At 70.0% G+C, this 14,538-nt stretch carries 12 protein-coding genes; 7 read left to right on the forward strand and 5 right to left on the reverse strand.

Going from position 1 to position 14,538, the window contains the following annotated elements; translation table 11 throughout:
• Positions 1–2 precede the first annotated feature (2 nt).
• The 3 genes from OKJ99_RS28635 to OKJ99_RS28645 form a co-directional block, all read right to left on the reverse strand.
• Positions 3–770, reverse strand: coding sequence for an amino acid ABC transporter ATP-binding protein (locus tag OKJ99_RS28635; protein ID WP_326020758.1), 768 nt, complete (start codon positions 768–770; stop codon positions 3–5).
• Between the two features lie 61 nt (positions 771–831).
• Complete coding sequence (locus OKJ99_RS28640; protein ID WP_326020760.1) at positions 832–1,626, reverse strand: amino acid ABC transporter permease; 795 nt, start codon at positions 1,624–1,626, stop codon at positions 832–834.
• 56 nt (positions 1,627–1,682) lie between these two features.
• Positions 1,683–2,534, reverse strand: coding sequence for a transporter substrate-binding domain-containing protein (locus tag OKJ99_RS28645; RefSeq protein ID WP_407700783.1), 852 nt, complete (start codon positions 2,532–2,534; stop codon positions 1,683–1,685).
• 197 nt (positions 2,535–2,731) lie between these two features.
• Here OKJ99_RS28645 and OKJ99_RS28650 point away from each other — a divergent pair, with 197 nt between their 5' ends.
• Positions 2,732–3,625 carry a LysR family transcriptional regulator gene (locus OKJ99_RS28650; protein WP_326020691.1) on the forward strand — a complete coding sequence of 298 codons (894 nt, stop codon included), beginning with the start codon at positions 2,732–2,734 and terminating at the stop codon, positions 3,623–3,625.
• Positions 3,626–3,702: 77 nt separating this feature from the next.
• Entirely contained in the window at positions 3,703–4,533 is an 831-nt protein-coding gene (locus OKJ99_RS28655; protein ID WP_326020692.1) for a transporter substrate-binding domain-containing protein, read from the forward strand.
• A 12-nt stretch (positions 4,534–4,545) separates the two neighbouring features.
• Here the strand turns inward: OKJ99_RS28655 and OKJ99_RS28660 are convergent, their stop codons facing one another.
• Positions 4,546–6,132, reverse strand: coding sequence for a M81 family metallopeptidase (locus tag OKJ99_RS28660; RefSeq protein ID WP_326020693.1), 1,587 nt, complete (start codon positions 6,130–6,132; stop codon positions 4,546–4,548).
• On the reverse strand, positions 6,129–7,316 hold the full coding sequence (locus OKJ99_RS28665; RefSeq protein ID WP_326020694.1) for an ROK family transcriptional regulator: 1,188 nt from the start codon (positions 7,314–7,316) through the stop codon (positions 6,129–6,131). The genes OKJ99_RS28660 and OKJ99_RS28665 overlap by 4 nt, the downstream gene beginning before the upstream one ends.
• A 211-nt stretch (positions 7,317–7,527) precedes the next feature.
• Between OKJ99_RS28665 and OKJ99_RS28670 the strand changes: the two genes are divergently transcribed.
• From OKJ99_RS28670 to OKJ99_RS28690, 5 genes are all read left to right on the forward strand, one after another.
• Positions 7,528–9,396 (forward strand): peptide ABC transporter substrate-binding protein, encoded by a 1,869-nt coding sequence (locus OKJ99_RS28670; protein WP_326020696.1) that lies wholly within the window; start codon positions 7,528–7,530, stop codon positions 9,394–9,396.
• Entirely contained in the window at positions 9,393–10,343 is a 951-nt protein-coding gene (locus OKJ99_RS28675) for an ABC transporter permease (protein WP_326020698.1), read from the forward strand. The genes OKJ99_RS28670 and OKJ99_RS28675 overlap by 4 nt, the downstream gene beginning before the upstream one ends.
• Positions 10,340–11,245, forward strand: a complete 906-nt coding sequence (locus OKJ99_RS28680) for an ABC transporter permease (RefSeq protein ID WP_326020700.1) — start codon at positions 10,340–10,342, stop codon at positions 11,243–11,245. Before OKJ99_RS28675 ends, OKJ99_RS28680 begins: the two co-directional genes overlap by 4 nt.
• 45 nt (positions 11,246–11,290) lie before the next feature.
• Positions 11,291–13,324, forward strand: a complete 2,034-nt coding sequence (locus OKJ99_RS28685) for an ABC transporter ATP-binding protein (RefSeq protein ID WP_326020702.1) — start codon at positions 11,291–11,293, stop codon at positions 13,322–13,324.
• 92 nt (positions 13,325–13,416) lie between these two features.
• Positions 13,417–14,523: a WD40/YVTN/BNR-like repeat-containing protein gene (locus tag OKJ99_RS28690; protein WP_326020704.1), complete on the forward strand. Its 1,107-nt coding sequence runs from the start codon at positions 13,417–13,419 to the stop codon at positions 14,521–14,523.
• Positions 14,524–14,538: the final 15 nt, after the last annotated feature.

A 14,538-nucleotide genomic window follows, 5' to 3' on the forward strand; every position in this document is an offset into this window, starting at 1 on the left:
CGCTACGACTGCGCGTCCGCGGGCGGCGCGTCCCCCGGGTTCACGACCCGCGCGAGGAACGAACGGGTGCGCTCGTGGCGGGGGTTGCCCAGGACCTCGTCCGGGCTGCCCTCCTCGACGACCACGCCGTCGTCCATGAACACGACGCGGTCCGCGACCTCGCGGGCGAAGCCCATCTCGTGGGTGACGACCAGCATCGTCATGCCCTCGTCGGCGAGCGAGCGCATCACGCCGAGCACATCGCCGACGAGTTCCGGGTCGAGCGCGCTGGTCGGCTCGTCGAACAGCATCAGCTCGGGCCCCATCGACAGGGCGCGGGCGATGGCCACCCGCTGCTGCTGGCCGCCCGACAGCTGGGCCGGGTAACCGGCCTCCTTGTCGGCGAGGCCGACGCGTTCGAGGTTCGCGCGCGCCGTCCGCTCCGCCTCGGCCCGGTCGCGGCCGAGGACCCGGCGCTGCGCGATGGTGAGGTTCTCCAGGACGTTCAGGTGCGGGAAGAGGTTGAACTGCTGGAAGACCATGCCGATCCGGCGGCGTACGCGGTCGATGTCGAGGTCGGGGTCCGTGAGGTCGGCGCCTGCCACCACCACGCGTCCGGACGTGGGCTCCTCCAGCAGGTTGGCGCAGCGCAGCAGGGTGGACTTGCCGGATCCCGAGGGGCCGATGACGCAGACCACCTCGCCCTGCGCGACGGTGAAGTCCACCCCGCGCAGCACCTCCAGGTCGCCGAAGGACTTGTGCAGTCCCTGGATCTCGATGGCCGCGGTCATGCCTGTGTCCTCGTCCTCGGTGCCGTTCGGTGCGTCCTTGGTGTCATGTGCCACGCCCCGCTCACCTGGCCTTCGCGTGCCGCGCCTCTAGGCGGCGCACCAGATAGCCCAGGGGGACGGTGACGAGCAGATAGCACAGGCCCGCGACGAAGATGGGCGTGCTGTTGGCGGTCTCGCCTGCCAGGTCCCGGCCGAACTTGGTGAGTTCGCGGGTCTCCAGGGAGACACCGAGGAAGAGGACGAGCGAGGAGTCCTTGAACAGCAGGACCAGTTCGTTGGTGAGCGGCGGCACGATGATGCGGAAGGCCTGCGGGATGACGATCGAGCGCATCGCCAGGGTCCGCGACATGCCGAGCGTGCGCGCGGCCTCCATCTGGCCGCGGGGCACGGCCTGGATGCCGGCCCTGATCGTCTCGGCCATGTACGCGGCGGCGACCAGGCCGAGCGCGATGGCCACCTGCCCGTAGACGCCGCCGGGCAGGGCGGTGCCGGGGAAGGCGAGCGGCACGCCGACGCCGATGAAGATGAAGATCAGCAGGGCGGGCAGGCCACGGAAGAACTCGATGTAGATCGAGGCGAGCCACCGGTAGGGGGCCACCGACGACAGCCGCATCAGGGCGATGACCAGGCCGAGCACGAGGCCGACGACGAACCCGGTGAGGGTGTAGATCACCGTGTTGACCAGCGCGGTCGTGATCAGGTCCGGGAACATCCGGCGGGCCACGGACGGTTCGAGGAACTGGCGCTGGAGCTGCCCCCAGTCGGCGAGCGTCGCGACGAGCAGCACCGCGACGGCGAGGACCACGTACTGGACGACGCGCGTCACCTTGCGCCTGCGGCGCGGCGACATGCGCATGCGCGGTGTGGCATCACCCCCTGAACCGCCGTCCACCGAAGGTGTCTTGACGGTGCTCATTTAGCGGCCCCGTCCTTCGGCATCGGGCCGATCCACTGCTCGTAGAGCTTCTTGTACGTGCCGTCCTTCTTGGCCTGTCCGATCGCCTTGTTGACCGCGGCGAGCAGCTTCGGGTTGCCGCCCTTCTTCACGGCGAAGCCGTACTCCTCGCCGGTGGGGACGGTGCCGACGAGGACGAACTTGTCCTTGACCGCGGAGTCCTTCAGCCAGTTCTGGACGACCGGGTAGTCCTGGACGAGGACGTCGACCTGCCCGGTGCGCAGCCCGTTGAGCTCGGCGTCGGAGCTCTCGAAGGACTGCGAGTCGACGCCCTTCTTGTGGGCCAGGTCCTCGCCGGTGGTGGCGGCCTGGGAGCCCAGCTTCAGCTTGCTGCCCTTGATGTCGTCGAGGCTCTTCGCGTCGACCCCCTTGCGGGCGAGCAGCGCCTGGTCGGCGTCGAAGTAGGGGTCGGAGAAGTCGAGGTTCTGCTTGCGCTCGGGCGTGATGGTCATGCCGGCCGCGGCGACGTCGCACAGGCCCGCGTTGAGGTCGGCCCCGGTCTTGATGGTCTCGAAGGACTTGTCGATGATGTCCTGCTTCACCCCGAGCTGCTTGGCCACGAGGTCCATCAGGGAGACGTCGAAGCCGACGACCTTTCCGTTCTTCTCCGACTGGAACGGCGCGTACGGCAGGTGCGTGCAGGTGGTCAGCTTGCCCTTGTGGACCAGCTTCACCCCGCCCGCGGTCGTCGTGACATCGGCGCTCTTGCTGCACGAGGTCGTCAGGGCCACGAGGCAGGCCGCGGCGGCGATCGGGACACAGCGGCGGGCGAGGCGTGCGGTTGAAGTCACGGGGCTTCCCTGGGACATGGAGGAGCGGGCGGTGCCCGGCACGGGCGGCCGAGAGCACGTCGGTCCGGACTGCGGGACCGGCACTGACCTCGGTAAACATGAGGTTCGGACACACTGTCGCACGGGCGCGGCAAGGTCTACATCGTATTTCTTTGGTCACCCCAAGAAACGGTTACCGATCTTGACTTGCGGGATGAACCCCATAGCTTGTACGCATGTTTGACTCGCGGCACATCCAGACGTTCGCCGAGGTCGTGCGCACGGGCTCCTATGCGGCGACGGCGCGGGACCTCGGGTACACGCAGCCCGCCATCAGCCAGCAGATGAAGGCGCTCGAACGCGCCGCCGGCACGCCGCTGTTCGTCCGGGCGGGGCGCGGTCTGCGGCTCACGGACGCCGGGCAGCTACTGGCCCGGCACGCCACGGGCATCCTCAGCTCCATCGAGACGGCGCACGGCCAGTTGAAGGCGATCACCCGCCTGGAGTCGGGGCGGATCCGCGTCTGCGCCTTCCCCGCCGCCAACGCCACCCTGCTCCCGGCGACCGTCGCCCGCGTCGCCGCGGCCCATCCGGGCATCCGCGTCGAGCTGTTGGAGGAGGAGCCGCCCGACTCACTGCGCGCGCTGCGCGAGGGACGGTGCGATCTGACACTCGCCTTCTCACCGGGGAACGCCGGCGAGCACGGCAGCGAGGAGGGGCTGGTCGAGTTGCCGCTGCTCGACGATCCGCTGATGGCGCTGCTCCCGGTCGGCCACGCCCTCGCCGGCAACGGCCGCGTGGAGCTGGTGCAGTTGGAGCGGGAGCGCTGGATAGCCGGGTGCCGACGATGCCGGGGCCACCTCGTCGCCGCCTGCGCGGCGGCGGGCTTCGCGCCGGACATCGCCTTCACCACCGACGACAACCTCGCGGTGCAGGAACTGGTGGCCGCCGGGGCGGGCGTCGCTCTGGTGCCCGGCATGACACTGCCTCTCCTGCGGCACACCGACGTCGTGGCCCTCCCGCTCGCCCCTGCGGGCGGCCGCCGCGTCTCGGCCTTCGTCCTCGAAGGACACGAGACGGCTCCGGTCACCGCGCTGCTGCTGCGGACGCTGAGCGAGACGGCGGCGTAGCGGGTCCGCTCTTCTGGCAAAGTGTGTCGCCGGACGATCAGTTCACACTGCACCCACCACGCCGAGGAGCCGTCGCGATGAGCCGCCGCACGTCCAGACAACGAGTCGCCACCCTGTCCGCCCTGGTGTGTCTCCTGAGTCTGACCGCCGCCGCGCCCGCCGCGCCGTCGGCCACCCAGCAGTCCGCCAAGAAGCAGCCGGTCAGCCTGCTCGACTCGGTCCCCAAGTCCGGCGTGCTGCGTGTGTGCACGACCGGCGACTACAAGCCGTTCACGTACAAGGACCCCGAGGACGGCTCGTACAGCGGCATCGACATCGACATGGCGAAGGACCTCGCGAAGAGCCTGGACGCCAAGGCCCGGTGGGTGGACACCACATGGGCGAATCTGTCGAGCGACCTGGCGGCCGGGAAGTGCGACGTCGCCGTCGGCGGTGTCTCGATCACGCTGCCGCGCGCCCGCCAGGTGTACTTCAGCGAGCCGACCCGCGAGGACGGCAAGACGCCGATCGTGCGCTGCGCGGACAAGGACAAGTACCAGACGCTCAAGGACATCGACCAGGCCGGGACGACCGTCGTCGTCAACCCCGGTGGCACGAACGAGCAGTTCGCCCGCGCGAACATCAAGCAGGCCACCATCAAGCTCCACCCGGACAACCGCACGATCTTCGACGAGATCGTGGCGGGCCGGGCGGACGTGATGATGACGGACGCGAGCGAGACGCTCTACCAGTCCAAGCTCCACCCCGAGCTGTGCTCGATCCACCCCGACAAGCCGTTCTCGTTCGCGGAGAAGGCGTACGCGACACCGCGCGGCGACCGCGACTTCCACGAGTACGTGAACCAGTTCGTGCACCTGACGACGCACGACGGCACGTACAAGAAGTACGAGTCGGAGTGGCTGAGTTGAGCCCCGGACGGCTCAGAGGATGACGGGTGTGAGGTCGGGGCCCGCCCCGCCCTCGTACGCGTCCTCGTACGCGTCCTCGTCGAACGGGTACAGCGGGCGCTCCACCCGGTGGTGTCCCAGGCGCAGCAGGTCCTGGTCGACGCCGCCGGGGGTGAGCGCGAGCAGCCAGTCGGCGGCCATGTCGTGCAGCTCCGGCTCCAGGTAGCCGATCTTGACGACGACCACGTCGTACGTCCGCGGGTCGATGCCGAGGCCGCCCTCGGCAGGGCCCGTGAAGTCGGCGAGGGTGTGGAACGGCTTGCGGCGCTCGACGAGGATCACGGTAAGGCCGCCGACGCGGACGGCCGCCATGTCGACACCGCGGTCGTACGCCCCGCCCTCCGCGCGGTCCTTCTGGTCGGCCGCGCGCTGCAACGCCTCGACGGTGCCGGTGAGTTCGTAGGGACCGCCGTGATTCGCGTCGACCTTGCCGCCGACGGAGAGCGTCACCTCGGCGCCCACCCCGGCCTCGAAGCAGCGGGCGACGGCGACCGGGTCGGTGATGCCCGGGTGCACGGCCGTGACCTTCCCCGTGCGGATCGCGTCGTTCTCCAGCAGCTTGCCCAGCATGTACGCGAGGTCGCCCGCGCCGCCCGCCGTCGGGTTGTCGCCGGAGTCGCTGATGAGGAACGGCCGCTTGTCGGAGGCGACGGCCTTGTCGACGCACTCCTCTGCCCTGCCGGTCGGGCCGACGAAGAGGAAGTCCTTGCGGGCGTCCCAGTAGCGGCGGGCCAGCGACTCGGCTTCCTGCGCGGCCAGTTCGGCGTCCTCGCCGGTGACGACGATGGCCGCCTTGCAGCGCGGCTCGTCGGCCCAGGCGTAGCCGACCCACATGGCCGCGTCGAGGATGCCGTCCTTCTGCTCGATGTCGGCGAGCGAGGCGTAGAGGGACTTGGCGGGCTCCAGGCGGGTGCTGGTCTTCTCGCCGGGCAGCAGCACCGGGACCTGGACCCAGGCGCGGTGCGGGCGGGCGCCCTCGCGCAGGCAGTGCACGAGATTGCGGGCGGCGCGTTCGCGGGTGTCCCAGGCGTCCTCGTGCGGGGCGAGGCGGTGCGCGGTGAGCAGGTCGATGGGCTCGGCGAAGCGGCGGGAGACGTTGCCGTGCAGGTCCATGCCGGTGGAGATCATCGGGCGGCCCTGCGCCGGGTCGTCCGGGGTGCCGTTGTGGTCGAGCGCCGCGCGGACCGCCTCGGTGAGGTCGCCCTCGGCGTCGGTGAGGCCGATGACGCTCATGGCGCCGTGGATGTCGTAGACGAGACCGTCGAGCGGGCCCGCCTCCCGTATGCGGGTGACGAGTTCGTTCTTGAGGATCAGGTACGACTCGGCCTCCACCGGGCCGCCGGGCAGCGACGTCGCGTGCAGCAGCGGCACCCACTCGACGTGCTCAGCGAGGTCGGAGTCGGGCCGCGTCCACGTATAGCGGTCGAGGAGATCCTGGCCGCGCGTCTGCCGGAAGTCGTCGGCGGTGGAGCGGTGCGGGCAGAACGTGGACGACTCGATGCCGATGCCGCCGATGCCGATGCGCAGGCGGCGGCCGGTGATCGGGGTGGTGCTCGTCATGCGTGGACGCTCTCTTCCTTAAGGGCGGTGGCGGTGGACGACAGGTTCTGGTGCAGCGCCGTGAGGCCCGCGCCGAGCAGGCCCGCGTCGCGGCCCGCGGCCGTCGTGGTGATCTCCAGGTCCGCCGTGGCGAGCGGCAGACAGCGCTCGTAGAGCACGCCGCGGATGGCGGCCACGAGGGGTTCGGCGGTGGCGAGGACGCCGCCGATGGCGACGGCCCGCGGGTTGAAGAAGTTCACGACGACGGAGAGCACGGTCCCGATGTGCCGTCCGGCGGCCCGTACGAGGGTGGTGGCGACGGGGTCCCCGTCGGCGACGAGCCGGAGCAGCTCGGTGGTGTTCGCCACCTCGACGCCCCGCGCCGCGAGTTCGCGGATGAGGGCGGCGCCGCTCGCGACGGTCTCCAGGCAGCCGATGTTCCCGCAGGAGCAGGGCCGCTCGCCGGCCTCCTCGACGCGGACGTGGCTGATGTCTCCGGCACTTCCGTTGGCACCGTCGTGCGGGCGGCCCGCGACGATGACGCCGCTGCCGATGCCGCGTCCCGCCTTCACGACGACCATGTGGTCGAGTTCGGGCCGGGAGGTGCGGTGCTCGCCGACCGCCATCATCGTGGCGTCGTTGGCGACGGTCACCGGCATGCCGAGCCGCTCGGTGAGGACGTCGCGCAGCGGGTAGCGGTGCCAGCCCGGCATCCGCGAGGGGCTGAGCACGCGGCCGTCCGCCGGGTCGACGGGACCCGGGAAGGAGACGCCGAGCGCGCGCACGGTCCGCCCCGACTCGCGCTGCTTCTCGGCGAGTCGGGCCACCTGGGCGCAGAGCCAGTCGACGGCGGACTCGGGGCCCGCGGTGATGTCGTGCGGCAGGTCGACGGCGTCGTGCACGGCCGCGCCGAGGTCGACGGCGCCGAGCCGCGCGTGCCGGCTGCCGAGGTCGGCGGCGAGCGCGACGCCGCCCTGCGCCTTGACCCGCAGCAGCCGGGGCCTGCGCCCGCCGCGCGAGGCGCCCTCGCCGGACTCGGTGAGCACGCCCTGGGCCACCAGCTCCTGCACGCGCAGCGAGACGGTGGAGGGCGCGAGGCCCAGTTCCCTGACGAGGTCGGCGCGGGAGGAGGCGGCTCCGGACGAGACGAGCCGGAGTATGTGCCGGGCCGAACCCGGCTCGCCTTCGTTCGCGGTGTCCGTCATCCGGTCCCCCTGGAGACTTACTTCGGTTAGTTCGTTCGAGGTCGGACCGAACACTAACCACTGACGAACCAAGTCCGCCAGGCCCCACCGATTTTGAACTACTTTCCGAATGAACCTATTGACTTGCTTCGAACGGTCGACTTAGCGTTCGGGCGCCCCTCGTCGAATCTTCACACGGGGCCGGATCCCGTCCCCTTGGAGGCCCTTCGGCATGCGTTCCCTCAGGTCAAAGGCGTCCGCGGCGCTCGCCCTCGCGGCGGCGCTCGTAGCGCTCACCGGCTGTACGCACGAGGCCGGCAGCATCGCCATGGGCCGCACGGGCGGCACTCCCGTCGAGGGCGGCACGGCCACCATGGCCCTGCCGCCCGCGGCGACCCCCAACTGGATCTTCCCGATCGGCGCCCCCGGTTACGGCGCCTCCTACAACTACGCGATCCTGAGCCAGCTCTTCACTCCCGTGTACGACGCCGTGCAGGAGAAGGGCGAACTGGTCACCCACGGCCCGAGCACGCTGGGCCTGGAGCCGAAGTACAGCGACGGCAACAAGACGGTCACCGTGCCGCTGCGCAAGAGCAGCACGTGGTCCGACGGAACCGAAGTGACCTCGCGCGACCTCGAGTTCTGGTTCAACCTCGTCAAGGCGAACAAAGTCGACTGGGGCAGCTACTCGGTCGGCACCATGCCGGACAACGTGAAGAAGTTCGAGGTCGTCGACGACCACACGGTGCGGCTCCACCTGGACCGGGCGTACAACCCGGACTGGTTCACGGCGAACCAGCTCTCCCTCATGCGCGCCATGCCCCAGCACGCCTGGGACGCCAAGAAGGACGGCGGCGAGGTCGGCGACTTCGACCGCACCACGAAGGGCGCCAAGGCGGTCTTCGCCCGGCTCACGCAGCACGCCAAGAGCCTCGGCTCGTACGGCAGCGACCCGCTGTGGAAGACCGTCAACGGGCCCTGGAAGCTGGCCGGCTGGCAGGACAACGGGCAGGTGACGCTCGTCCCGAACGAGAAGTACACGGGCCCCAAGTCGGAGCGCCCGCACCTCGACAAGGTCGTCTTCAAGCCGTTCACCACCGCCGACTCCGAGTACAACGTGCTGCGTTCCGGTGGCGTCGACTACGGCTACATCCCGCCGTCGGTGATGGCGCAGAAGGAGAAGTTCGAGGACAAGGGGTACCGCGTCGACCCGTGGGAGGGCTGGGCGGCCACCTACATCGTCTACAACTTCAACTCCACGCACGCGGGCCCGGAGATGAACCAGCTCTACATCCGGCAGGCGATGCAGCACCTCGTCGACCAGAAGGCGATGAGCAAGGTCATCTGGCAGGGCAGCGCGACCTCGACGCTCGGCCCGGTCCCGGTCACGCCGAAGAGCCAGTACCTGTCGAAGAAGATGGCGCACAACCAGTACCCGTTCTCCGTCTCCAAGGCCAGGTCGCTGCTGTCGGCGCACGGCTGGAAAACGGTCGACGGCACGGCGCGCTGCGTACGGCCCGGCACCGGCGACGACGAGTGCGGCAAGGGCATCGGGAAGAACGACCCGCTGACCCTCACCCTGCTCTCGCAGTCCGGATCGACCGAGACGACGAACATGATGCAGGAGCTCAAGTCGTCGCTCAGCAAGGCCGGTATCGACCTCAGCGTGCGCCAGCAGCCGCTGAACTCCGTGCTCGGCAACTCCGTCCCGTGCAAGGCGAAGGACCCCGGCTGCACCTGGGACATGTCCTTCTTCGGCACGGCGGGCAGCTGGTACTACCCGCTCAACCCGAGCGGCGAGCAGCTCTTCTCCACCGGAGCCTCCTCCAACTTCGGCAACTACAGCGACAAGAAGGCCGACAGCCTCATCCGCGCCGTGCAGTACGCGCCCGACATGAAGGCCGTCCATGAGTACGGCGAGTACCTGGCGAAGCAGCTACCGGTGATGTGGATGCCGAACCCCGCGTACCAGGTGTCGGTGATCCGTAACGATCTGCGCGGCGTCGAGCAGAACCCGACCGTGACGTTCGCACCGTCGCACTGGTACTTCGTCAAGGACTCCAAGAACGTCAAGAACGTCAAGAAGGGAGCCGATCAGTGACCGGCTTTCTGGTCAAGCGTTTCCTTCAGGCGCTCGTCGTCCTGTTCCTCGTCTCGATCATCGTCTTCACCCTGCTGCACCTGCTGCCGGGCGGCCCCGCCCGCGCGATCCTCGGCCCCAAGGGCACCCCGCAGCAGATCGAGCACTTCAACCACGTGCAGGGCTACGACCGTTCGCTGCCGACGCAGTACCTGATGTACCTCAAGCGTCTGGTGACGGGTGACCTCGGCGAGTCGTACAAGCTCAACTCGCCGGTGCTCGACCTGCTCACCCAGCGCCTGCCGAAGACGCTCCTGCTCACCTTCATGTCGACGGTGCTCGCGGTGGTCATCGCGGTGCCGCTCGGTCTCCTTCAGGCGGTGCGGCGCGGCAAGGCGTCCGACTACGCGCTGACCGGCCTCGCGTTCCTGATGTACGCGACGCCCGTGTTCTTCCTCGGCCTCATCATGATCATCCTGTTCGCGCAGGTGCTGCCGATCTTCCCGGCGGAGGCCCCGCAGGGCGAGACGATCGGGCAACTGCTCGGCGACATATCCGGGTTGATCCTCCCCGTCGTGACCATGGCGTTCGGGATCGTGGCGATGTTCAGCCGCTACATGCGCTCGGCGGTCCTCGACAACCTCACCGAGGAATACGTGCGCACGGCCATGGCGAAGGGCCAGTCGAGCCGCCGGATCATGGTCAAGCACGTGCTGCGCAACGCCCTGATCCCGCTCGCCACCCTGCTCGGCCTCTACCTCCCGACCCTGTTCAGCGGCGCCCTCGTCGTCGAGTCGATGTTCAACTACCCCGGTATGGGGCTGCTGTTCTGGAACGCCGCACAGGGTTCGGACTTCCCCGTCCTCCTCGGCGTGACCCTCGTCGTCGGCATCGCGACCGTCCTCGGCTCGCTGCTCACCGACATCCTGTACGCCGTCCTCGACCCGCGGATCCGGAGCGTGTCATGACCACCACTGTGACGACCTCTGCCATACCCGGGCAGGAGGAGGCCGCGCAGGCCACGCCCTCGCTGGCCCGCCGCACCCTGCGCGTGTTCACGGGCAACAAGCTGGCCCTGAGCGGCGTCATCCTGCTCGCGCTGCTCCTGGCCTTCTGCTACCTGGGCCCGCTGGTCCACCCGACCGAGCAGATCCACACCGACCTGTCCCGTGCGAACCTGACGCCGGGCACGTCCGGCCACCTCCTGGGCACCACCGACCTCGGCTACGACATGGTGGGCCGGCTCATGGTCGCGGGGCAGACGTCCCTGGAGATCGGCCTGGCGGCGGGCCTGTTGGCGACCCTGTTCGGCACCGTGTACGGCGCCGTCGCCGGATACTTCGGCGGCTGGGTCGACGCGACGATGATGCGGATCACCGACGCCGCGCTCGCCATCCCGGCGATGTTCCTGCTCGTGGTCGTCGCCGCGATCATCACGCCCAGCAAGGGCATCCTGATCCTCATCATCGCGGGCGTCGCCTGGCTCTCCCCCGCCCGCCTGGTGCGCGGCGAGGCGCTGTCCCTGCGCAACCGGGAGTACGTACAGGCGATGCGGATGATGGGCGGTGGCGGCGCCCGCGCCGTCTTCAAGCACATCGTCCCGAACGCCATCGGCACGGTCATCGTCAACTGCACGTTCCAGATCGCCGACGCCATCCTCTACGTCAGCTACCTGGCCTTCCTCGGCCTGTCGATCCCGCCGCCCTCCGCCGACTGGGGCTCGATGCTGTCCGCCGGCATCACCTACACGCAGAACGGCTACTGGTGGCTGATCTTCCCGCCGGGCATCGCGATCGTCCTGGTCGTCGCCGCGTTCAACTTCATCGGCGACGGACTGCGCGACGCGTTCGAAGTACGGCTGCGCAAGTAGCGCTCACGTGGGACAAGGCAACGCAAGGGACCGAGGAAAGCTGACATGACCGAGCCTCTGCTCAGGATCGAAGACCTGCGCGTCGACATCTCCACGCGCGACCGCACCGTTCACGCCCTCGACGGCGTCTCGCTCGAACTGGCGCCGGGGGAAGCACTCGGCATCGTCGGCGAGTCCGGCTGCGGAAAGACCATGACGGCGCTCAGCGTCCTCGGCCTGCTGCCGCCCGGCGGCGAGGTGACCGGCGGACGCATCATGTTCGAAGGGCAGGACCTGGCGGCGGCGTCCGCCCCGGTCCTCCAGGACGTGCGCGGCAACACCATCGGCATGGTGTTCCAGGACCCGCTGACCTCCCTGAACCCGACGATGACGATCGGCGCGCAGGTCGCGGAGCCGCTGCTGCTGCACCGGGACGTGTCGAAGAAGGAGGCGTGGGCGCGCGCCGAGGAGACGCTGCGCCTCGTCGGCATGCCGCAGCCGGCCGAGCGGATGAAGGCGTATCCGCACCAGCTGTCCGGCGGCATGCGCCAGCGCGTCGCCATCGCCATGGCCCTGGTCTGCGAGCCGAAGCTGCTGATCGCGGACGAGCCGACGACGGCACTCGACGTGACGACGCAGCACCAGATCCTGGAGCTCATCGACGGTCTGCGCGAGCGGCTCGGCATGGCGATGATCCTGGTCACGCACGACCTCGGCGTCATCGCGAACCGGGTCGACAAGGTGGCCGTGATGTACGCGGGCCAGGTGGCTGAACAGTCCGATGTACGCGGCCTGTTCGCCCGCCCCCGGCACCGCTACACGGAGGCGCTGTTCGCGGCGCTGCCCGAACGCGCGGCGGACAACGAGACGGAGCTGCACACCATCCCCGGCCTGCCGCCGAGCCTGACGGTGCGGCCCACGGGGTGCCGGTTCGCGCCGCGCTGCCTGTTCGCGACGGACGACTGCCGGACGCTGGAGCCGTTCCTCGAAGAGGACGAGGCTCAGGGCGCGGACCACCGGTTCGCGTGCTTCCACCCGGTGCCGCACGAGACGGACGCCGGCACACCGGACGAGGTGATCGCACCGGCCCCGATCCCGACGCAGCCGGCCCCCGGCGACGTCCTGGTCGAACTGGACACGCTGGTCAAGGAGTTCCCGCTCAAGGGCGGCCCGTTCTCGCGCAGCAAGGGCACGGTCAGCGCGGTCGGCGGGGTGTCGCTGAGCATCCGCAAGGGCGAGACGTTCGGCATGGTCGGCGAGTCCGGCTGCGGCAAGACGACGCTCGGCCGGATCGTGGCGGGCCTGGAGGAGCCGACGGCGGGTTCCGTACGTTTCGGGGGCCGGGACCGCGCCGAACTGTCGCGCGCGGAACGGCGCGCGCACCGCCGCGACGTCCAGCTGATGTTCCAGGACTCGACGGCGGCGATGGACCCGCGGATGCGGGTCGGCGAGATCCTGCGCGAGCCACTGGTCATCCAGGGCGTCGGCGACAAGGCCGAGCAGGAGAAGCTGATCGGCGAACTCCTCGACGCGGTGGGCCTGCCGCGCGGCGCGGTGCACCGCTACCCGCACGAGTTCTCCGGCGGCCAGCGGCAACGGCTCGGCCTGGCACGGGCGTTGACGCTCTCCCCCGACCTGGTGGTGGCGGACGAGCCGGTGTCGGCGCTCGACGTGTCGGTCCAGGCGCAGATCCTGAACCTCATGCGGGAGTTGCAGCGCGAACGCGGCCTCACCTACCTGTTCATCTCGCACGACCTGGCGGTGGTCCGCTATCTCGCGGACACGGTCGGCGTGATGTACCTGGGCAAGCTGGTGGAGGTGGGCCCCGCCGAGCAGGTCTACGCACACCCGCTCCACCCCTACACGCGTGGTCTGCTCGACACGGTGAACGTGCCGGATCCGGAGGCGGCCGCCGTCGGCACCCCGCTGACCGGCGAGACCCCGTCGGCGGCGAAGCCCCCGTCGGGCTGCCGGTTCCGCACGCGGTGCCCCGTCGCGCAGGACGTCTGCGCGACGACGGAGCCGCCGGTCTCGACGCCGGACTCGGCGGATCACCGGGTCGCGTGCCACTTCCCGCTGGCGGTGCCGACACCGGCCTGACCTGCGGCGATGGTCCACGCGGGGGCCGTTGTCAGTGGTGGGGTGCAGACTGACCGATACCTGGAGACAACGACGTTTCGGAAGGTATCGGCATGACTGACGTACTACTGGCAGTAGGCACCCGCAAGGGCCTCTTCCTGGGCCGCAAGCGCATGGGCGGCTCGGGCCCCGGCTCGGCGTCCTTCGAGTTCGACGCGAGCCCGTACTTCAACGCGCAGGCGGTGTACTCGGTCGCCATCGACACCCGCGGGGAGCGACCACGGCTCCTCGCGGGCGGCGACAGCGCGCACTACGGCCCGTCGGTCTTCCACTCGGACGACCTGGGCCGCACCTGGACCGAGCCGTCCAAGCCGGCCGTCAAGTTCCCCGAGTTCACCGGGACTTCGCTGGAGCGGGTGTGGCAGCTGCACCCGTCGGCCTCAGAGCCGGACGTGGTGTACGCGGGCACGGAACCGGCGGCGCTGTACCGCTCGGAGGACCGGGGCGAGACGTTCGAGCTGTGCCGCCCGCTGTGGGAGCACCCCACGCGTTCGCAGTGGGTGCCGGGCGGCGGCGGAGAGGGCCTGCACACGATCCTGACGGACGAGCGGGACCCGCGCGCGGTGACGGTGGCGGTCTCCACGGCGGGGGTCTTCCGCACGGCGGACGGCGGCGAGAGCTGGGACCCGGCCAACTCCGGGGTGGCCGCGGTCTTCCTCCCGGACCCGAACCCCGAGTTCGGCCAGTGCGTGCACAAGGTGACGCGGGACGCCGCCGACCCCGACCGCCTCTATCTGCAGAACCACTGGGGCGTGTACCGGAGCGACGACGGCGGCGGAAAGTGGCTCGACATCGGCGAGGGCCTCCCCTCGACCTTCGGCTTCGCCGCGGCCGCGCACCCGCACCGCGGCGACACGGCGTACATCTTCCCCATCACCGCGGACATCGACCGCGTCCCTGCCGACCACCGATGTCGCGTCTACCGCACCCAGGACGCCGGCACCACCTGGGAACCCCTCACCCACGGCCTCCCGGCGGACGACCACTACGGCACGGTCCTCCGCGACGCCCTGTGCACGGACGACAACGACCCGGCGGGCGTCTACTTCGGCAACCGCAACGGCGAGGTGTACGCGTCCGCCGACGACGGCGACACGTGGGAGCAGGTGGCGTCGCATCTGCCGGATGTGCTGTGTGTGCGGGCGGCGCTGGTGGGGTGACGCACGGGCTGCCGC

It is taken from the genome of Streptomyces endophyticus (assembly GCF_035798155.1).
Taxonomy (GTDB): Bacteria; Actinomycetota; Actinomycetes; order Streptomycetales; family Streptomycetaceae; genus Streptomyces; species Streptomyces endophyticus.